Here is a 21899-nt window from a genome sequence, read left to right on the forward strand (position 1 = left end):
ATAGCATCATTGAGGATTTTTTTATGAGACTGTAACTGCTTTCGATTTATTATTTAATTGAGATAACACACCACCTACTTCTTCGAAAAAGGAAACAAAACACAATAACAAAAACCACACATTAATCCTCCAATATGAGCTGCATTATCAATCCCTCCGCTACCAACAAGTCCTAAAACCAAATTAATTCCAATGTAGGCTAACAAACTATATAAAAATCCTTTATCAATTTTGTGAAGAAATGATTCATAAAGAATGGATGCAATAAAATATCCTGCGCCATCAAATTCAAACTAGTAATAAAAAACGCTAAAAATAAAATCCCTTTTTTCATAAATATATAATTACATTCCACCTACTTCTACACCTCTCGCAAACAAACCAACACAAATCATGCCTTATTCAAAATAGATGCTTGTAAATCTAACCAAGCCTTTTTGTTTTTATAATATAATTTATCCGTAAGCATATGAAAGGTGTTTTTAGCTTCAAAAAACAAATTCAATGCAGCATCATCATAACTTGTCCCAGCAAAATATACTTGCTCTTTTACAATATAATCGTGAAGTCTATTGCGTGCCTCCATAGTAAGTTCTTTATACAAAAGTTCATTTCTTAAAAGCGATTGCAAAGCATTTTTAAAATTTGTTTCTGTTGATTCAAATTGCCTAAACCTTGAAAGAATAAACTCATGTGAATTTTGTTCCGTTATAAAATGTAACTCACTATGAATAGCATTCATCAATTCCATATTTGCTTCATAACCGATAATGCCAGCCAAATACTGCTCTACAGTTGTTTTGTACAAATAAGCCTGCTCTTGCGCTAAGCCCTTTTCAAGTGTGAATCTATAAATCAATTGATCATTATATTTCAAACGCTCTTCAAGTGTATCAATTTCTTTTTTAACCATTTGCATCACTACATTAGCCTCATTGGATGCATACTTTTTTCCTTCATAATCAAATGAACGAATCTTGATATACGAATTTTTAATACCCTCTAAAGTCTGGTAATCGGCGTACAAGGTTTGCAAAGCACTAGGCCAAGCAGCCGTTTCGTCATTAAATAAATCTGCAACCGATACCGCCGGATTTGTAACTTCTTCAAACGAAATTGTATGCGGACTATACTGATTGTAATACCCGTTATATAATGAATCAAGTGCATATTCATCCATTTTAGCCTGAATAGTTGTTTTAAACTTATCAAAATCAACTACTTGTGTTGCTGTTTCATATTGTACAAATGAAAACATTTTTGAAGTCAACCGCTTTTGCATTGCCTCTCCATCTGCAAACAAATGCAATGCTGGGGAGGTATTGGTTGCTTTCTTATCTACCTGTAAACGTGCTACTGCTGCTATTCGCTCTTCTGTTTCTGGATGCGATGCCCACTGATTTTCAATGACTAGCTTCGACTTAACAAATTTACTTGAAGCATCATCATTAGCTATTTGTGGTAAATCATGCACTATCGGAATACGCTCTTTTTCGGCTAAAAATCGCATCATGTATGAATGCTCTTTAAATACATTTTCACTTATCCAACCCTCTGCGATTTTTTCTGTATATAAATTTAACACGTGGTTATAACTGTTGTCGGCCAAGTTCATACGCAACAAAGAAGACTTTACGGGGGAAGCTCCTGCAATATGTGCCGCAACAGCATCTGCGTGAAACTCCATTTCTCGAGACAACGCCAAATAATTCTTATTTACAAACGCATACATCTTTTGAAGCATCCATTGAATACCTTCTATAATTTTTATTGCAATATTAATGAACAACACAAAATAGCTACTCACATTGGCCAATTTCTGCACCATTACATCATAAGAACCATTGTCGTACAACAAGTTATATATAATATGATTTACATGATATACATAACTTCCCACTTTCATGGTTTTTTGAGAAAAATGTCCAAACTCATGCGCCAAAATAGCCTTCAATTCATCATGTGTAACACTATTGATCAATCCCATTCCAATATGTAGGTTTTTGCGAACAGGGAAAAACATACTCCAAAAACTCGAATTATAAAATACACTCGCATTCACTTCTGGAGATAAATACACATGCTTTGGAAAATCGGTATTGGCTTCCTTTACAATAACATCAATAAATGCAAACAATTGTGGTTCCTGAGCTCTAGTGATTTCAGTATAACTCGATAAGTCGGTCTTACTTTTTTGGAACATAAATTTCACCAAAAAAATCAAAATCAAAACCCCTAAACTGGCAATACCAATACCAAACACCAATGTAAATAACATAGGTTTGGCAACAATAATTGTAAAACCCAATACCAAACAACCTACTGTTAAACCTACAGCAAGAGCAAATAATACCATATAAAACAACACAAAAAGCACGATAGCTACTATAGCCTTTGTCGTTTGCTTCTTAAAACTCGACGAAATTGGAATCTCCATTGAAAACGATTAACTAATTTTTTATTTATTTTTTATAACTCATTCTTTTAAAATCAAAACAAAAGCATACTACTCAAAACACATTCACATTATCACTATTAAAATCTTTACTAAAATTCAATATTGGTAGCTGAGGTTCAATATTAGTGGCTGAAATAAAATATTAGCAACTGAAACTCTGGCTGAGCGCTATTATAACCGTTGGTACAAATTTTGCGAAACTAAAACCCTCAAAAATTGTCATTCCGCAGATTAGGAATCTCCTACAAGTAGGCATCCGCTTTACGCAGTAAAGCCATCCCCCTTATCCCTTATCCCTATTCCCTTTTCACTTCTCACTCTTCACTTCTCACTTCTCACTCTTCACTTTTTACTTGGCTCTTTTTACTTGGCTCTTTTTACTTGGCTCTTCTCACTTCTCACTTCTCACTTCTCACTTCTCACTTCTCACTTCTCACTTCTCCAAATAATACCAAGGAATCCCCAACAATCCCTCTTTATAATCCACAGCAACCTGATCATGAATGTGATACAAGTCATACTCAGAAGAAGAAACACGGATATTCTCCGCATCATAATGATGACCCCAAGGCTTTACTTTTACATAATAAGAGCGACCTCCTTTTCTACTTCTACTGATATGCTTATCAATGACTTCCGTTTCATACACTTTAGGCTCCGAATTGTCAAAAGTGCAATTCACTGCAACCACTGCACTGTAACTGTACACAAAAAAACTAAAAACAATCGAACCATAGATCCAACTCTTATCTTTATTAGAATCCGAAATTTGCTGATGTGTCACTAACAAAAACAAACAAATGCCTACCAAAGCAACTGTGCCCGCGGTAAGAATAGCTATAAAAGAATCGGTTTCATAATCCATTAATACCCGCAATACAATAGCCCAAGCTGGAACATCTATAAAATCCGCCACATCATATTTTTCTTTTGCCGAATAATCTACTTCTACTAACGACGCTATACTAGGCTTGTGCAACCCATTTAAAAACATCCCCACAAAAGGAAGCAACAACAAGGCTACCAACAAAATTTCATAAGGCTTCGGATAAAACACAAACCACAAACTCAAGCCCAGTGCCACATACTCCAACCAATCGAGTTGATGGAGGGTGTAGACTTTTGAGGTGGTATTTTTTGGGGTTTTGTTGGTTTTGATGGTTCTCATTTTGTTAATTAAAATTTTGTTCTGGTAGTTATAAGTTTATTTTAATTCTTCAAAAATATAACGTTCCTCATATGGTACATCAAATTTTTCTAAAATTGATACAAACTCCTCTCTAAAATTTACTCTAGAATGATGTTTCTCTTGATTCTTGATGTACTTAAACACGGCATCTACTTGTGACTGACTATAGGAAAAAGCACCATATCCTTCTTGCCATTCAAAACGATTTAACAAAAAACGTTTGTCATTAATAAATTTTGAAGATTTTGCCTTAACTGTTTTCATTAATTCAGAAATTGAAACCGTTGGTTTTAAACTTAAAAAACAATGCACATGATCGTCAACACCATTTACGATTATTGTCTTACAACCAGTTTCATTAATTAAATTTCCAATGACTGCAAAAACCTCATCTCTCCATTCCTTATCAAGAACCGCAGCTCTATATTTAACAGCAAAAACAGTTTGTATATAAACCTGATTATAAGAATTTGCCATAACACTTATATTTTTGATTTTACTTTTATCCATGGATTAAAACCCATCTCCATAACATTTATAAAACAATGGATTAAAATCCATCGCCATAAGATTGAACGTCCCTACAGGACTTATACGCAACGTTAAGTATTAGAGCCAGCGGCTCGACCCATCTCATAAGGCTGGACTTTAGTCCAGTCGACATTCCGCAGATTAGGAATCTCCTACACAGTAGGCATCCGCTTTACGCAGTAAAGCCATCCCCTTATCCCTATTCCCTTTTCACTTCTCACTCCCCACTTCTCACTCCCCACTTCTCACTCTTCACTTTTTACTTGGCTCTTCTCACTTCTCACTTCTCACTTCTCACTATTCACCTACCATAAAACACCCCAAAATTTTGAACCGTTTCATACCAACTATCCGACTCTTCAATATACATCGATTCCAGTGGCAAGTCTAAAGTAAACCCTTTCATACCATCGTTAACACAATCCATTACCGCCAATCGGGCATTTTCAGAATAATTTTCCAATACAAAAGCTAATATATAAATCGATTCCTGATTACGAAGCATCACAAAATGATACACCTCTTTAATATTGCTATTCTTACTAAAAGCATCTAGCAATTGACTTTTGTTAGCTCCATCAATAGGATGTTGCGGAAACCCAACTTGCACTTGTGTTTCTTCTTGTACCGTAGTAGTAGCAATATTTTCTCTGTTGCGTTCCAACACAAACATAGTCTCTTGCTCACTGTCGATAACGATACGACCAAAATTATATTCTTGAGCCATTTCCATTACAACACGAGCAGGCATAGCCATGAAAGCAGTTTCCTTATCAATCCATTTCGACAAAGCGGTTTCCGAAGTAAATACACCAAAAACCAGTAACCCATCCACATCAAAAACTGAAGTAAATCCTACTGTCGATCCTTTTTTAAGCGTATGCCATGCATCCGATGTTGATTGTTTCCCATCAGAAGGCACTACTAAAAAAGCACGTGGACCATACAACTCGTCCATCACTTTTTTATAGTTTTCGGGTGTTTCATTTTGATGATACGCTTGTATCAATTGCAATAAAACCGAATTATCAGGTGTAAATTCAGGCTCTTTTTTTCCGAATAGTTTGTTGAAAATACCCATATATTACCCTTTCAAACTTGCAATAATAGCTCTAAAACTATCTAAACCGGCTTCTATGTTTTCTATAATATCCGTTGCCAAAACATCAGGATCGGGTAAATTATCTAAATCGGCTAACGATTTATCTTTTAACCATGTTATGTCTAAACTCGTTTTGTCTCTTGCTATAATTTCATCGTAACCAAACTTTCTCCAACGACCTTCTGGATTGGTTTCTGTGTTATAGGTTTCCGTTCTCTTATGACGATTTTCTGGATTGTATAAAGCAATGAAGTCTTTTAAATCCGATAATTTTAAAGGATTTTTCTTTAACGTATGGTGAATATTGGTTCTGTAATCATAAACCCAAACTTCTTTTGTCCAGGGTTCTTTACTTGAGGGTTTACCATCAAAGAACAATACATTCGCTTTGACACCATTGGCATAGAAAATACCTGTTGGCAAACGTAAAATAGTATGCAAATCGGTGGTTTCTAATAACTTTTTACGCACGGTTTCACCTACACCACCTTCAAACAAAACATTATCAGGTAATACTACAGCGGCTTGACCTGTTGTTTTTAGCATGGTGCGAATGTGTTGCACAAAGTTCAATTGCTTGTTACTGGTAGTTACCCAAAAGTCTTGACGGTTATAGGTTAAATCTTCTTTTTCTTGTTCGCCTTCGGCATTGGTGAAGGTCATGCTACTTTTTTTACCAAAGGGTGGATTCGCTAAGATGTAATCATAACGTGTACCTGAATCAGTAATCAAAGAATCATTAGGTGAAATAAAATTATCAGATTCAATATCGCCAATGTTGTGCAAGAACAAATTCATTAACGCCAAACGACGAGTACTAGCTACTATTTCATTACCAAAAAACGTTTCATATTTCAAAAACTTTGCTTCTTCTTTGTCTAACGTTCTATTATCAACAATCCAATCATAAGCAGCCAAAAAGAAACCTCCTGTACCACAAGCTGGATCCGCTATGGTTTTCATAGGTTCTGGACGCAAACATTCTACCATAGCTTTAATTAATGGTCTTGGAGTAAAGTATTGCCCTGCTCCACTTTTGGTATCTTCTGCGTTTTTTTCTAAGATGCCTTCATAGATATCGCCTTTGTCTTTTACGCCCATCAATATCCAGTTTTCAGCATTGATGAGTGCGATAAGTTTGTACAGCTTGGCAGGGTCTTGTATTTTGTTTTGACTCTTGACAAAGATTTGCCCTAAAATACCTTTTTCTTTGGCTAACTCTCGCAACATATTGTTGTAGTGACTTTCCAACTCACTACCACTTTTACTAATTAACGTATCCCAGGCATACTCGCTTGGAATAGGCATTTTTCTATTATGTGGCGGTTTGCTGTATTCATCTGCCATTTTTAAAAATAACAAATACGTTAGTTGCTCCAAGTAGTCGCCATAACCCACTCCATCATCTCTAAGGGTTTGGCAAAATGCCCATACTTTACTTACTATACTGGATGCGTTTGTGTTTTCTTTGTTCATAATAATTTAATAATTTTCTGCTGGACCATAACCTGGCCTTAATGCAAAACCGTCTTTGTGAATAATACTCCCTTCTGATTTTGCAGTAGAATAAACTAATGTACCTACCTTTTTTAATGCATTTACTACAGCCATATTTGGATATTTTCTTTTACCTTTACCTGAAATAAATGCAACTTTAGGTGAAAAGTGTTTTATTAGTGATGAATTTAAGTTTTTCTTACTACCATGATGAGGAACATCAAGCCAGTCTAATTCTTTAGTCCATTCAGGATATGAATCAACAACATTTTGTAAAGCCATAGGTCCTGTGTCTGCTGTAAATAAATATTTTTTTCCATTATCAGGATGAAAAGCTATTATAGTACTACTGTTATTTTCAGAGGATTTATCGTCATCTTCGTCGAGAACATCAGAAAGAGATTCATCCTCATTTAAAATTTGACAAAGTAAGCCATATTCATCTTTATCATCATATTCTAAAATTCTTTCTTCTTCAAATAATTGCTTAACATCCCTAAAATTTTTAATTAAACTTTCATAAAAAGGAATTGAAGGACCCAAAATAGTTAATGGAATATGTTCATGCTTTAATCCAGTGAAAGGCTCTTTGTGTGTTATTCCTTTTTTTCTTATTATCTCTAATAAGTTAATATTATTATCAATAGACTCAGTAATCTTACTCATGCTTTTTGTAAGTCTTGCTTCACTAATTGATTTTCTAATTTCACTTAAATCAACATGATTAGCTGGGTCATGAATCCAAAACTCATCTATTTGCATATTTTCAATTAAATAAAAAAATCCTCCAATATGGTCACTATCAGGATGACTACAGATAGCTAAATCGATATATTTTTGAGTTGTAAAAGCATTTATTTGTTCAGCTACTTTGATTCCATCTTTTTTATTTCCTGCGTCAATTACAACAACATATTCTGTTCCATTAGGATTAATATATCTTAGTATAATTGCATCAGCATTTCCTACATTTAGCATTTCTATTTCATAGGGCATAATATTAATCTATTAAAATTGGACAATATAATTTTATTTGTATTTCTGTTAAGCTAGCAGCCTGTTTTATTAACGATTCAATTTCATTATCTTTTAAAGCTTTAAGATTTGTTGTAACTGACCTAGCAATGCTTAATTCATGTTTAGTTGGTTGTTTTGATTTTATGACATTGTAATTAATTCTTTTTTCAAGCTTGTCTTGAATTAATTCCCATTCTTCTTTTTTAATTTCTGTTCTAGAAATTTCATGTGCATCAATAACTTCATCTATGATAGCTCCTTTTTTAAGGTTATCCATAAAACCTTTTATGCAACTATCAAAATCCCAACCTAGAGATTGATAAGCGATTGATTTTTTATTGAATTTATAATTATCATAAACATGCTGTATCATTTGGTAATTTTTAATTCTATTCATAAAAATATCACTTGTTCTAACTAAAAGTTGGATTATATTATTAAATGAATTTATTCTTGGCATCATATCACCTGCATCACTAACAATTACTATATCACAGACATAGGAGCTATTTCCATGTGTAAGTTTATGTACACCTTGATTATCATACACGCCTCCATCAACTAAACAAGGTTTGATTTTTAAAAAGTCTTTTTCATCTTGATAAAATTTCTTTTCTATATATATAGGAGTAAAAGCAAAAGGTACACAAGTTGAAGATGCAACTGCTAATGATATTGGAAATTCATCAGGAATAAAGCGAATAGGTTTTTCTCCATTTGAGGGGAATTCATAACTAGAATCACTCATTTTATTTTTTGAAAAGGTAAATGGTCTTCCAGTTTCTACATTTGTTGCATTAATTGCAATTAAAGGGGATTTATTAAAATCTTTAAGGTTTTTATTTTCAAAGAACCATTTAGCATAAAGTTTATTTATTATACGACTTACTGGGAATATTTTAAATTGGTATTTAATAATTATAAAAACAGTTACCAATAACAAAGGAGTTGAAACCCATGCAAAATCAGTAAATAAAAGATAAATCATTAACCCTAAAACTGATAATAAAGTAAAAATTATAATTATGAATCTAAAAGAAAAATATATTCCTTTAATGATGCTTTTTTTTACAATCTTTATTAACCCTTTATCAAATTCGTCAAAATTATCACCTTTTAAACCATAATATGCTCCAGTAATTGAACCACCTGATATTGTAGAAATAACATCTACTTTATCAAGTAAATTCATTTCTTTAATTTTTCTAATTGTCCCCAAATGGTAAATCGTAGCTCGGTAACCACCGCCAGATAAGCTTAATCCTATTTTCTTTCCTTTTTTCATATTATTTCTTTAAACCAACTCCCCATTAAAAGCCTTTTTCAATATACTCTGACGCAATGCCTCGGCTTGTTGTAAGCTTTGCGCAATACTTTCCTCCATTTTATCGGCAACACTCAAACGACTTTCTAATTCATCAATAACTTTCTGTTGTTCTTCAATTGACGGTAAAGGAAAAACAAAACTTTTTATAGATGCAATTCCAATATTTGCTTGTGTTGTTTTAACTACATATTTTCTAATTTCATCAGTTATTTTAGGTGATAATGAAAATAAATAAATGTATTTTGAAAGAACTATATCATGGTTAGGTTTAATAACTGCACATGAATATGAAACAAGAAATTCTTTATCAAAATCCACTAAAATATTTTTTCCTATTGTTCCATAACGAGGAAATATAATGTCTCCTTTTTCAGGTTTTATTTTTCTTGATAAGTTTAAATAATCTTCTTCCGAAATATATTTAGCATTATCAAATGATATTTTTAGATTATTTGTAAAATCTTTTGTTGACACATAGGGATAACCTTTTTCTAATTGTTTAGGCATCTTATGGTCTATATCACCAATCTTAATACAAACTTTTTGAAACGTTGTCCATTCCCAACCTTTTGGCAACTCACCCTCTCTTAGATCCTCATTCGTTAACTTTCCTTCAAAAGCCCATTTTAATACACTTTGCCTGTAGGTTTTGAGTTGTTGTTGTGCGGTTTTTAAATCTTCTATACCTTTGTCTAACTCACTGAAAAGTTCTTCTATTTTGGAGATAATGGCTTGTTGGGTTTCTAGTGTAGGTAAGTGTATATCAATTTCATTTAATGAATTTAAAGTGATGCCTAATACAGTAGTACCATTTGATAGTTTTATGATATCATTTTCAATATTTAAAAACAAATAATAAAGAAAGTCTCTATGGATTTCTATTTTTGGTCTTACAATTTTTAAATCCTGATTAATCGATGTTTTTATTTTTGTTATAATTGGTCTTCCTGGATTTATTCTTGTTGCAAGAATTATTTCATTTGGATGTGCCAAATTTGTAGCACTTTTTTTTAAACCTAAATCAGTTATATAGTCACTAGTTTTATTTAAATATTGTCCTTTTATATCCTTAATAGATGCCCAAGGAATATTGCCATTCCAAAAATCCGAATTGTTTTTACTTGGCGTCCCACCTCCAACGAAATTACAAATCTCTCCAAGTTTTTTTATTTGCCAGTTTTTTTTCATTCTACTTTTTATTATCGTTTCCACCTGCTAACAATGAAAGTAAAGCTGCTACACCAGCAATTATTGCTCCGGCAGTTACAATCTCTTCTACAACATTTGATTTTTTTTCAGGCTTCTGCTCTTTATCCTTAAATAGTTGTTGAATAGCTATTTGTGGATTGTTTCTATTGAATCTTATAAATTCAATATCATTTCTAATTACTTGAACACCTTCTTCAATAAGTAAAATTCTTTGTTTGCCTTCACTTTCAGCAATAAGATATTCATTAAATACATTATTAATTGAATGACTATTATTGGTAATTATTCCAACAAAAAAATCGCAATTATTAATATAATTACTGTATGTATTTTGTACCTCTGATAATTGAACAATATTTCCCTTTTCTCTTAATTTTGAAACTAAAAGTGTTATTAAATAAAGTTCTTTATCCAAAAAGGAATAGGATATAAATATTCTCATTGTTTTATTTGATTTTCAAATTTTTCAAAAGCACTATCAAATTTTTCGATAGATTTATTTTCGATAAAATACTTATAATAATAATCCGGAAAGAAAGATTCAATGATTTTTTTTGCATCTGTAAATTTTTGCCATAATTCAGTTCCTGACCAAATTACAGAATGGATTTCTTCATTTTCTTCTAATAGTCTTTTTAACTGAGAACTAGCATTACTTTTGCAAACTAATAGATAACCATTTGCTTTTTTACTTTTTAAAATTCCATAAAGATTATTTATATTTATATCTCTATTTCCAACACTTCTGTTTTGGGATTTACACTCAACAACCCACCTATGATTGTGTTTTCCTATTGCATCTTTAAAATGAAAATCAACCAAAATATCGCATCCATTATCACAACCTATACCAGAATCGTTTACTTCAACATCTGCAATATGAAAATCTTGTTTTTCATTACCAAGATTTCTAAAATAAGCAGCAACTATTTGTTGGAAATAGTTACCGTCTTTTATTTCATGTAAAGGAGTTTTAAAATTATCTTTTGCCATATTTTAACTAACAATTTCTGGTCTTAATTTTCCAAAAGTTTCAAACTCTATAAATTTAGATTTAAATAATTCCTTTGGTATTTTCTTTTGTAACAACAAATGAAAATTTTCTTCATGAGTAGAAACAATTAATTGTTTACCAAGTGAAGTTATAATACCTCTAAATAAATCAATAAATGATAAAATATTTATACTATCCATTGATTGTATTGGGTCGTCTATAAATATACAATCTACTGGCTCATTATTGTCATTCTTTGCTTTAAGTGCTCTAGCAAGGAAAATACTTAAACTCAAAATATTGATTTGAGCTGTACTAAAATATAATGCTGGTATTGATTTTATTTTTTTTCCCACTTTATCTTTTTTTATTGTGAAGATTTGCAGTCTTGGTTTATTTTCTGCAAATTGACATTTAAATTCAACAGAATCATAATCAGGGTGAGGATCAATTTTTCTATAGATTTCATTAATCAAATCTGTATAGAAAAACTCATCTATAGTTTTTTCTAAATAAAGTTCAAGATGTTCTTTTTCAATTAATAATTTCTTTTTTGCAGATTCATATTTAGCTAAATCTTTTTTAATTTCAATAATAGTATTCTGTATTATTTTTGACTCAGAAAAGGTTAAACAATCTTCTTTCAAAGTGTCGATAATTTTATAATTCTCAATTAGACTTTCAATTTTGGATTGAATGATTTTATGTTTAGATATTAACTCATTAAATTCCTTTTCGATTTCTTCTTTTTGTTTGTTTTTTAAATCAATAGCAAACTCTGATTTTATAAAATTTTCATAATAATCTATAACTTTAAAAATTATGGTTTTAGCTTTTTCAACTTCTTCTAATTTCTTTAAATACTCTTTTAACGTTAGTTTATAATTCGATAGTTTAATTAAAATTTCTTTTAAGTTTTTTTGATTTAAATTTAATTCTTCTAATAATTTTGTAACTCGAGAATTAATTGAACTTTTTTCAAACAACAAATTCTCGTTTGAGATTTCAATATCATTTAAATCATTTTTAAAAAAAGTTTTTACTCTTTTAAATTCTTCAATATTATTAATATTGTATATACTTTTCTTAAGTATTTCAATATTCGCATGATTACTTTGAACAAGCAATCTTTTTTCGTTGAGTTTTTTTGAATTTTCTCTTATTGAATTTTCAAATGTTGAAATCTGCTTTTTTAAATTGTTGATTTCGTTTTTTAATTCCTCTTCAAACTTTACTATGTCATTATTATTATCAAAATAAGTAGAAACTTCATTAGAAGATTTTTGGATAATCTCTAGCTCAATTCTTTTTTCTTGTTCTTGAATAGAAAGCTTATTAATTTCCTTTTCTAATTTTTGTAAATCAACTTTATATGGTTGAATTAGATTAGCTATTATTTTTTTTAATTCATTAACTTTTAATTTAAATCCTTCAATAGAATTTTTCTTTATTTCTTCTTTATTTTTCTTTATTTCTAACTTTTCTTTTAATTGCTTTTCAAGTAAATTATTGCCGATAATTTTGTTTGATAACTTTTCAAAAGATTCATATTCTTGATTGCATAATGGGCAATCTGACTGACTATTACGATTTATAATATTTAAACCGTTATTAATGAATATTTGTAATTCATTATTAAAAGAGTTTTGAGTGTTTATTTCATTTTCTAAAATAGTAAGTTCATTTTCAATAGTATTTGTTTTTAATTTAAGATTTTTTAATTCATCTAATTGTTTTTTGTAGTTTTTAAATTCATTTACTTCATAAAGTAAATCAATATCGTCCTCAATATGATTTTCAAAATAATTTAGTTGACTAATCTTAAGTTTAAATCCTTCTAATGTTCTCTCTTTTTCAGATTTAGTGTTTGAAATTTTATTTAATTCACTAGTAACTGGCTCTAACTTTTTTTTAACAAATTCAAACTTTTCTTTGAAAAGAGGAAATTCATTTAATTTTGATTGAGTTTTTTTAAGGTCATCTGTTAACAAATTGATATTGTTTCGATATTCTATATTTTGATTATTTATAATAGAAATTTCATTCTCGATATCAATATTATTTTGATTTGAATCATTTATCTTCTTCTCGAAATTTTTTATTTCAATTTCTAGATTAAAAAAAGTTTTAATTAATTTTTCAATTTCATTTAGTTTGCCTTCTTTAATTTTTTCATTATCAAAATCCTTTTTTATAAATTCAATTTGATTTTGAATTTTTTCCTTGTTTTCTATAAAAGAAATTATTTCCTTAAGATTAGTAATTTGGTTTTCAATATCTGTTAACTTTCTTTTATTCTCGATGTAATTAATTATACCTTTATTTTTTTCGTCATTTTCTATTCCGTTATACGCAATTCTAATGTTTTCAATTTTATTTTCTGTTTTTATTTTTGATTCTTCTAGAGAAACCAAACTTGATTTGACTTGACTTGCTAAAAGATTATATTGGTTTTTATTGAAGCTAGTTTCTTCAATTATTGCTATTGACTCATTATTGGTTTTTACCTTTGTAATCGCCTTGTTAATTTCATCAAACTTTTTAGATTCTAGTTCAAAATCTATTTTTAGTTGATTTTTTTCATTTTCCTTCTTAGTTATTTCTAAAGTTTTTATTTCTGCATCAATATAACCAACTAAGCTACCAATGTTTTTATAGCTATTGTTATATTTTGTTACTTCAGGAAAAGAATCAACAAATTTGTTATACCTTTCTTCAGCTGTTTGTTCTTTGAGAAAATTATCAATCATTTCTTGTGAAAGTACAACGTCTCTAAAAAATTTATTTATTGGTGGTTTTTTATGGTCGTATTCCTTACTAGTTATATTATCCATGAATGTTTCCTTTTCAGTGATAACTTTGACTTACCCTTTTTCTTTTGCACCAAAATGTTGAAGTATATTGTTATTTCCTCCTCTTTTATTGTCTTTTCTAGTCTTGTCAAAATCTCCAACCGAGTCAAAACGTCCTATTTTTCCAGTAATACCCCATTCAACAGCATCATAAAATGAAGTTTTTCCAAATCCATTTGGAGCATAAATAGAAACTAAATCAGATATTTCATTGTTATTGTATGAAAAACTAAAAGTTGAATCTTTTAAATCTTTAAAGGCTCTAAAATTCGAAATTTGAACTTCTTTAATTTTCATCTCTTATTTGAATAATTTGTTGAATAATAAGTTTCTGTGTTTCTATATTTCTTGACAATGATAATTCATTAGGAATCAATTTCCATAATTCATTATTAACTGGCTTATAATCTGCTTGAATTTTATCATTAGTTTTCAGTAATATTTCTTTCAAATCAGTATTTGTAATATGCTTTACAATAAGACGATTTGATTCTGCATCATTAAATTCTTTATCATATGAATCTTCAACAATCTTTCTACTAGAAAATTTATCATTTTCAATTTGGTTTTTTAATTCTTTGGAAATTTCATCATTTGAAATATAAATGATATAAAAATTCCATCTATCAAACTCTTTATCTGACATGTAATCAGAATTTTGATAATTGTCAGCAATCATATTTGAAAACCGTTTCCAAATACTATTAATTATATCTTTTTTAGCTTGAAGAAAAAATACATTTATTTTAAAGTCATCATCATTTCTATAATGATACACCCCACAATTATCCATGTCAAAATCAGGATTATTTATTTTAACTATTGAAAAATTCATGTACAAGTCGTTTTATTTCGGTTAAAATTTCTTCAAATTGAATTAATTCAAAACTATCAAGTAATTCGTCATTATTATTTATACAATCTAACTCTATAGCTTTTAAATGAATAATTTCCTTTATTTTATTTCTTTTAATTATTCTATCAATTGTTTCCAAATCATCCGGATTTGAAATATTTAAAGGAACTTTGTTTGTTGGTCTTCTTCTGGTTTTAGAATTACCTGGAACTATTGAAGTTCCAACTAATAATTGACAATTCTCCTTAACATCATCTGAAGCATTCAACAGAATTTCATCATACATTGAATAAAAATCCTTTGAGGAATCAGAAAAAAAGAATTTTTTTTCTTCACTTACCCTATAAAGTAAATTTTCATCAAATATGCTATCTTCAACTAAACTAATTATCAAAGCGTATTCTATGAATGAAGTCCAAAATGATTTACTTTTTTTACTAGTATTTGAAATAGAAGATTTATTGATTATGTTATTGTTGTAAATATCTTTTAAGTCACATTTTATTTTACTAAGTTGAACACTAATAGCTTTTTTTAATTTAGGTCTCAGATTAGGTATTGTATCTTTAAAATCAATAATTGTCTCAACCAAAAGATTTATGTTTGCAAGATAACTAGGTAATAATTTTGATAAATTATTTTTATCAACTATTTCCTCAAATCTTTTTATTGGAACAACATTTATTTCTCCATTACATGGACCATTTGGAGTTCTACTTTGAATTCCTGCTAATAATAAACTATCTCCATTTGTTTTAATTATTCCTCCACCAGAAAAACCGGTTATTTGTTCATGATCTAAGTGATTAACAACTAGCCTCAATGCTATTAAATTATCATCATAATTAATTAAATCACTAATCAATTGTTTGTCATATTGATTATTTGATTTACGTTTACTTTCAGGATATCCTGTTAAATTAAAACCTTCAAACCCTGTTGTCCTATCGTCAACAAAAATTCCATTTAAATTTAGATTTACATCTAAAACTAAAATAGCAGCATCAACAATATCATGTTCAAAGTAGTTGCTGTCTTTTATTATTTCAACTTCATTTTTTTGATTTTGATTATCAGAAAAACTATAATTGATTGTAGATTTTAACTCGCTTGTATTAGGTCCATCATCATGTAACACGTCCTCATAAAAAACATGTCTAGCAGAGAGTATATAGGTCTTTGTTTCATCTAATGGTTGAAACAAAACGCCACTACCATCATCTAAAATTACAGTATATCTTTTTAAATCGTTTTCGTCCATTAAAATTCATTTTGCATTTTAGATCTAAAATCTTTATAATCTTTCCAGTCTTGCTCTAAAAATACAGTATCTTTTAAATCATAGTTAAAATATATAACAGCATTTGGATTATTTTCTATTATTCTGGCAATTGTTCTTTTATTTGGTAATCCGTGTTTAGTAGCATTTGAACTTATTAGATAATTATTGGTATTAATAATTTCTAAAAGTTCTTTATTGTTATTGAATTTACTGCCATGATGCGATACTTTCATTAATTCTGCATTTAATGGATTATCCTTGTTATACCCTAATTTATTTAAACCTTCGATGACAACTGAGGGATGTGCATCAGCTAAAAAAATATAACTTTTGTCATTATATTCCATTATAAAAGCAATAGAGCTACCATTAGCAACACTTGTATCTTCTTTAAACTTAAAACTAAGCTGACTTTCTTCTTCAATAAAATCTTTTAAAGAAGTCTTGAAATCATATTCATCACCACTAGTAAAATAATCTTTTTGCTCTTCATATAATTTCAAAAGCCTATCCAACTTTTCATTATTTGGAGACAAAATTTTAAAATTCAAACCAAATAGATCATATTTAGAACCTTGCTCGACAATGTTACCTTCCCATAAATTATTGTCTCTAAGATATTTTTCAAATTTAATTCCTTGCCCTGGGCTAGTATAAAAATCATTTGCTCCGTCAACTATTTTTATATTCAAATCTTTATTTTCAGTACTTTCAAACTTCTTTGCGATTTCTTTACCAGAGTTAAACCAAACTTTTTCAATAAGTTTGAATGCTTCCTTATCCTTATTTAACCATCTTAATATTCCACCGATATGATCATCATCAAAGTGGGTTAAAATTAAAAGGTCAATTTTTTCTTTTTTCTCCTTAATTTCTTCAATCATTTTAAATAAATCACCCTTGACATTTGAAGAATTTTTATATGTATCCCCAATACCACCGTCAATTAATATATTACGTGGAGTGTCATTTTTTAAAAATGAAATCCAAATACAATCACCATTAAACGCTTTTAAGAATTTTATTTTCATAATATTAAGTTTAAGCCGCTAAAACCTCATTTAATTCATTAATAATGCTATCCGTTTCTTCCCCAAACAACTGCCACATTTTACTCAAACCGCCTTCGGCATTAAAAGGGCTTAGGTCAAAGTCGTCTTTGTCTATGCTAAAACTGTTGGCTACATAGTCTTTCATCATGCGCAACCATTGCATTTGGGCTTCAGTAAAGGCATTGTGTTGTCCTGCGTTTTTCTTAAAAATCCACTCTTGGAAGTTTTTATCTACCGTTTTGTCATAAGCCGTTAAGGTGTTATCAATACCTGCTACTTTGCGTATCAAACTAACCAAAGCAATCAACTCATTTTTAGCCGAGCCATTGGTTTTTTCCAATTGTTCGTAGGCTTTCCAAACAGCTAAAGGCGCTAAAACAGGTTTCTCGGTTTTTAGCTTTTCGCACAAATCTTTAATCATTTTGTACGTAAAGGTGCGATGGCGGTAATCTTGCGCATAAAAAATCTGCAAAGCCGTAATCTCGTCTTTGTGGGTTGCTATCCATGCTGTAAAATCGCCAATTAAAGCTGCACTACTTTCTTCTTTATCTTTTACCCAACCAATGTTGGTAATGGTATCTATGTTTACGATGTCTATAATCTGGTCATATTTCTTGCGGATGTCCACAATAAAGTCGCGCAAATCGGGGCTGTTAAAAACCGCCACGGCATCGTCAATGAGTTCTTGTTTTGCTTTGTCAATAGCCTTTTCAATCTCCATAGGAGCCATTCCTCTCATCGTACTTTGTACTTTGTACTTCGTACTTTCAATCACATCTGGGTCATGGGCTTGCAATAGTTTTTTTACTATTTCTTTAATGGTTAAGCCATTGGCTTTTTCACTAAATGCCGTTTTGTCTTTGTCTTTTAATTGTTGGTCTAAACGAATTAATCTATTGGCAAGCGTAGTTAACATGTCTTCGCTTGTGTTTCCCATGGCTACACTTTGCAACACATCTTTTAACGAAACCCCAGGCGCTTTTTCTAAAGGTCGACTATCGGTTTTTTGCGATTGCTCCACACCAATAGCGTCAATAATTACAAAATGGTCTTTGCTGTATTTGGCAGTGGGTGTTCCTTTAGCTTTCAATTCTTCCACCGAGCAAGTTCGTGTACCACGTCCTTTCATTTGTTCGTAGTAACTGCGGCTTTTTACATCACGCATAAACAACAATACTTCCAGTGGGCGTATGTCGGTTCCCGTAGCAATCATATCTACCGTAACGGCTATACGTGGGTAATAATCGTTACGAAACTGTTGCAAGACGCTTTTTGGGTCTTCTTCGCTTCGGTACGTTATCTTTTTACAAAACTTGTTTTCTTCGCCAAACTCCTCACGTACAATGTCTATAATGTCTTCGGCATGGCTATCGGTTTTGGCAAAAATTAAGAGTTTAGGCACTTCAAAGTTTCCGCTACTATCCAATCGGTCGGGAAACATAGCAGGTAAATTTTCTTTGGTGGCACGTATAATCGTTCGAATTGTACTTGGGTTCACAATGTCTTTATCCAATTGCTTACCGCTATATACTTCATCTTCGTCTAAGGCTTCCCAAAACTTTTTACGGGTAAGGCGTTCGCGTTTATCTACTTTTTCGCCTAAGGTAATGACACTACCATTTTTGGTAATTTCAGTTTCAATGGTAAACACATTGTAAGGTACTAAAACCCCATCAACAACCGCTTTTTCATAACCATAATCACACACTAGGTTTTGGTTAAAATACCCAAAGGTTCTATTGTCAGGCGTTGCGGTTAGCCCAATTTGAAACACATCAAAATAATCCAACACTTGTTTCCAAAGGTTGTAAATACTGCGGTGGCATTCGTCAATCACTACAAAATCGAAAAACTCAATCGGCACTTTTTCATTATACCCCACAGGAATAGGCTCTTTTGCCTGAAACGCCATTTCGTTAGGGTTTTCTTCTTCGGCACTTTCATCCAATTCGGTTTCTTTCAAAATCGAATACATACGCTGAATCGTGCTAATATATACTTGCGAATCGTTGGGAATAAACGAACTACTTAAGCGCGTTACGCCATATAATTCGGTAAACAAACGGTTATCATCATTGGCGGTAAACGCACGAAATTCGCTTTCGGCTTGTTCCCCTAAGTTTTTCGTATCTACTAAAAATAAAATGCGTTTCGCTTTGGCAAATTTCAATAAACGATAGATAAACGTAATCGCAGTAAAGGTTTTCCCAGAACCCGTAGCCATTTGAATTAAGGCTTTTGGGCGTTGGTCTTTGAAGGATTTTTCTAAATTCGTGATTGCGGTTACTTGGCAATCTCTTAAACCTTCTTCTGGTAGTGAAGGTAAATCATGCAAACGACCTCTCAAGGTTTTCTCTTGACTTAACCATTGCACAAAAGTTTCAGGACGATGAAAAGTAAACACATTTCTTGAACGAGGTTTTGGGTCTCTGTAATCTGTAAATCGAGTAACTTCTCCTGTACTTTCATACACAAACGGCAAAGGATCGTTATTCAATAAGCGAAGTTTCGCATTGGCATATTGCGAAGATTGTTCCTCAACCGTAGTCAATCGTACCCCTTCTTCTTCACGTTTGGCTTCAATAATACCAATAGGTTTTTTATCAACAAATAATACATAATCCGCAGGACCAATATCAGTTTGATATTCCCGAATAGCAATTCCCAAGCCAGCGGCAAGATTAAATTTCTTTTTATCTTGAATAATCCAACCACAAGCAATCAACTGCTTGTCAATATTATCACGTGCTATTTGTTCTGGATTCTGATTAACCATTGTCATAAAAAACTTACTTTCCAAACATAATGAAAAAAAAGGTAATAAACAACCCGTAAAAATACCTGTTTTTCAAACCAGGTAAAAATACGGGGGTACCCTCGCGAACAAAGGTAAATAAAGGGCTCGTGCAAATTTTACGGGAATCCGTAACAGGAAGTACAAAAAATAAAAACGCGAGCGAGACCCAAAAGTCAGAAAAATCTGTTCCTTTTGGAGTCTTGCTAGCGTTTCATAAAAAGGCTGCTTTTTTAACCCTCTATAGCAACCCTTAAAAATGCGGTTTTATTGGTACTCAACTTACAAATTCGGTAAAAATTGAAGCCCAAAACCAATTTTAGTACTTCGAACCGAGGCTTCACTTCCAAAAGTAGCCACATTAGCCGAAAATCGAAATTGATTCAATAGTGTCACCCCTATAGTAATCTTACCCGATAAGAAACCATCCGTGTGGTCTATCTGCAAGGCTTCATAAAACGCTTTGGTCGCCAAATAGTAATAACTCGCATTAGCTACCATGAAAAAATTAAACTTCTTGTTCTCAGAGCTGATGTCGCTATAAAGATTCAACCCCAAAGAAGTATTGTAAGTAGAAGCTGTCAAATCGTTGCCATACCCTTTAATATCTGAAGCTGCCTTAATATTGGCATAAGCATAAAAGTTAACCAAATCATCACTGCTGTTCCCTCTAATCGTAGTAAGTAAAGGCGCTGTCAAATCAAAATAAAAGTTACCCCCACCATTGATCAAACGCTGCAAAGCTTCCACACGCGTATTTTCACTAGACAACGAATCATTGGAAGCCGTAATCACCGTACCAAAAGTAATGCGCAACATCCCCATATTGTCCGCCACAAGTTCAGATTGCCCCGTTACCCCATTCGGACTCCCCACTACAGCAAACGCATTCAAATAGTTGGTTTTGTTGGTCGAATTATTGTAAGTATCCTCAAAAAAAGCATCACGGTATTTTTTATCCTTAGACGGCAACCACCACGAATAATTATGCGTTGCGGGATTCAATTTGCGGTCCCTTTCAATTTCCAATCGTCCTTTATCCCGCTCCAGTGCTTGAATTTCGCCTTCATATTGATCCATTCTACTACGGTTATCATCCGCTTCAGCCAGCTTCATGTCCGCCTTCAACTTTGTTATTTTCCCCTCAATCTTTGCCAATTGATTGGTATAATAGGCCAAATTGGATTGGTAAAAATAATTGCCTTCAATGGTCTTTTTAATTTCTGCTTCCACCCCCTTAATTTGGCTTTCCTTCGCAGCAATCACAGTCTGTTCATTGCTTTTTTCCCCCTTCAATGTTGACAATTCATCTTTTAAAAGAGAACATTTCGAGTTCAAAGAGTCTAATTTTTTTAGTTCACTACTACTCACCTTTTCGTTAGAAAAAGTAGCCGTCACATTAATAGAGGGCACCTGTGCCACCACCGACACCACACCAAAAACACAAAACAGTAAAAAATAGTTTTTTTTCATCATCTGTAAGGATTTAATTGATTAATAATAAGAAAGTTAGTATTCAATCCTTTCAAAATTAGACTATTATTTCCACAATTCATACCCGTAAAAATACCTGTTTTTCAAACTAGGTATTTTTACGGGGGTACCCTCGCGAGCGACCGAAAACAAAGGTTTTTTGTAATTTAAAAAAACGACAAGAAAAAAGATAGTGGCTTCGAGAGCCTCAGCCACCATCTTTCACCACTCACCTTTTCTATCGATACAAACCTAATCACATCATA

The 21899-nt window shown here is 31.4% G+C and carries 18 protein-coding genes; all 18 read right to left on the minus strand.

All coding sequences use genetic code 11. The features are described 5' to 3' along the window. Positions 1 to 74: 74 nt before the first annotated feature. The 18 genes from VK164_RS12910 to VK164_RS04780 all read right to left on the minus strand — a co-directional run bounded on the left by VK164_RS12910 (position 75) and on the right by VK164_RS04780 (position 21636). The gene (locus VK164_RS12910; protein WP_414655541.1) at positions 75 to 266 is read right to left on the minus strand and encodes a rhomboid family intramembrane serine protease; all 192 of its coding nucleotides are present in this window, start codon (positions 264 to 266) and stop codon (positions 75 to 77) included. Between the two features lie 125 nt (positions 267 to 391). Further along, positions 392 to 2437, minus strand: a complete 2046-nt coding sequence (locus VK164_RS04700) for a M48 family metallopeptidase (protein ID WP_324208247.1) — start codon at positions 2435 to 2437, stop codon at positions 392 to 394. A gap of 454 nt (positions 2438 to 2891) precedes the next feature. Then, positions 2892 to 3551: a hypothetical protein gene (locus VK164_RS04705; RefSeq protein WP_324208248.1), complete on the minus strand. Its 660-nt coding sequence runs from the start codon at positions 3549 to 3551 to the stop codon at positions 2892 to 2894. A gap of 111 nt (positions 3552 to 3662) precedes the next feature. Then, positions 3663 to 4124 carry an IS200/IS605 family transposase gene (gene tnpA / locus VK164_RS04710; RefSeq protein ID WP_324208249.1) on the minus strand — a complete coding sequence of 154 codons (462 nt, stop codon included), beginning with the start codon at positions 4122 to 4124 and terminating at the stop codon, positions 3663 to 3665. Between the two features lie 355 nt (positions 4125 to 4479). Further along, positions 4480 to 5259 carry an SseB family protein gene (locus VK164_RS04715; protein ID WP_324208250.1) on the minus strand — a complete coding sequence of 260 codons (780 nt, stop codon included), beginning with the start codon at positions 5257 to 5259 and terminating at the stop codon, positions 4480 to 4482. Positions 5260 to 5262: 3 nt separating this feature from the next. Further along, a complete protein-coding gene (locus tag VK164_RS04720; RefSeq protein ID WP_324208251.1) occupies positions 5263 to 6756 on the minus strand; it encodes a class I SAM-dependent DNA methyltransferase in 1494 nt (497 codons plus the stop codon). 6 nt (positions 6757 to 6762) lie between these two features. Continuing rightward, positions 6763 to 7773 carry a ComEC/Rec2 family competence protein gene (locus tag VK164_RS04725; protein ID WP_324208252.1) on the minus strand — a complete coding sequence of 337 codons (1011 nt, stop codon included), beginning with the start codon at positions 7771 to 7773 and terminating at the stop codon, positions 6763 to 6765. 4 nt (positions 7774 to 7777) lie between these two features. Continuing rightward, positions 7778 to 9079 (minus strand): patatin-like phospholipase family protein, encoded by a 1302-nt coding sequence (locus tag VK164_RS04730; RefSeq protein ID WP_324208253.1) that lies wholly within the window; start codon positions 9077 to 9079, stop codon positions 7778 to 7780. A gap of 9 nt (positions 9080 to 9088) precedes the next feature. Continuing rightward, the gene (locus VK164_RS04735) at positions 9089 to 10309 is read right to left on the minus strand and encodes a restriction endonuclease subunit S (RefSeq protein WP_324208254.1); all 1221 of its coding nucleotides are present in this window, start codon (positions 10307 to 10309) and stop codon (positions 9089 to 9091) included. 1 nt (position 10310) lies between these two features. Beyond that, on the minus strand, positions 10311 to 10772 hold the full coding sequence (locus VK164_RS04740) for a hypothetical protein (protein WP_324208255.1): 462 nt from the start codon (positions 10770 to 10772) through the stop codon (positions 10311 to 10313). Beyond that, positions 10769 to 11323, minus strand: a complete 555-nt coding sequence (locus VK164_RS04745; protein ID WP_324208256.1) for a restriction endonuclease — start codon at positions 11321 to 11323, stop codon at positions 10769 to 10771. Before VK164_RS04745 ends, VK164_RS04740 begins: the two co-directional genes overlap by 4 nt. 3 nt (positions 11324 to 11326) lie before the next feature. Then, positions 11327 to 14158: a hypothetical protein gene (locus tag VK164_RS04750; RefSeq protein WP_324208257.1), complete on the minus strand. Its 2832-nt coding sequence runs from the start codon at positions 14156 to 14158 to the stop codon at positions 11327 to 11329. 30 nt (positions 14159 to 14188) lie between these two features. Then, positions 14189 to 14473, minus strand: a complete 285-nt coding sequence (locus VK164_RS04755) for an AAA family ATPase (RefSeq protein ID WP_324208258.1) — start codon at positions 14471 to 14473, stop codon at positions 14189 to 14191. Beyond that, positions 14463 to 15011 carry an ABC-three component system middle component 1 gene (locus VK164_RS04760; RefSeq protein WP_324208259.1) on the minus strand — a complete coding sequence of 183 codons (549 nt, stop codon included), beginning with the start codon at positions 15009 to 15011 and terminating at the stop codon, positions 14463 to 14465. Before VK164_RS04760 ends, VK164_RS04755 begins: the two co-directional genes overlap by 11 nt. After that, a complete protein-coding gene (locus VK164_RS04765) occupies positions 14992 to 16293 on the minus strand; it encodes an ABC-three component system protein (RefSeq protein WP_324208260.1) in 1302 nt (433 codons plus the stop codon). Before VK164_RS04765 ends, VK164_RS04760 begins: the two co-directional genes overlap by 20 nt. Next, positions 16293 to 17345, minus strand: a complete 1053-nt coding sequence (locus VK164_RS04770) for a ComEC/Rec2 family competence protein (RefSeq protein ID WP_324208261.1) — start codon at positions 17343 to 17345, stop codon at positions 16293 to 16295. Before VK164_RS04770 ends, VK164_RS04765 begins: the two co-directional genes overlap by 1 nt. Before the next feature lie 10 nt (positions 17346 to 17355). Further along, positions 17356 to 20148 (minus strand): DEAD/DEAH box helicase family protein, encoded by a 2793-nt coding sequence (locus VK164_RS04775; protein ID WP_324208262.1) that lies wholly within the window; start codon positions 20146 to 20148, stop codon positions 17356 to 17358. Positions 20149 to 20442: 294 nt separating this feature from the next. Then, on the minus strand, positions 20443 to 21636 hold the full coding sequence (locus VK164_RS04780) for a hypothetical protein (protein WP_324208263.1): 1194 nt from the start codon (positions 21634 to 21636) through the stop codon (positions 20443 to 20445). Between the last annotated feature and the right edge of the window lie 263 nt (positions 21637 to 21899).

The sequence above is a fragment of the Flavobacterium sp. genome, from assembly GCF_035299005.1.
Classification (GTDB): domain Bacteria; phylum Bacteroidota; class Bacteroidia; order Flavobacteriales; family Flavobacteriaceae; genus Flavobacterium.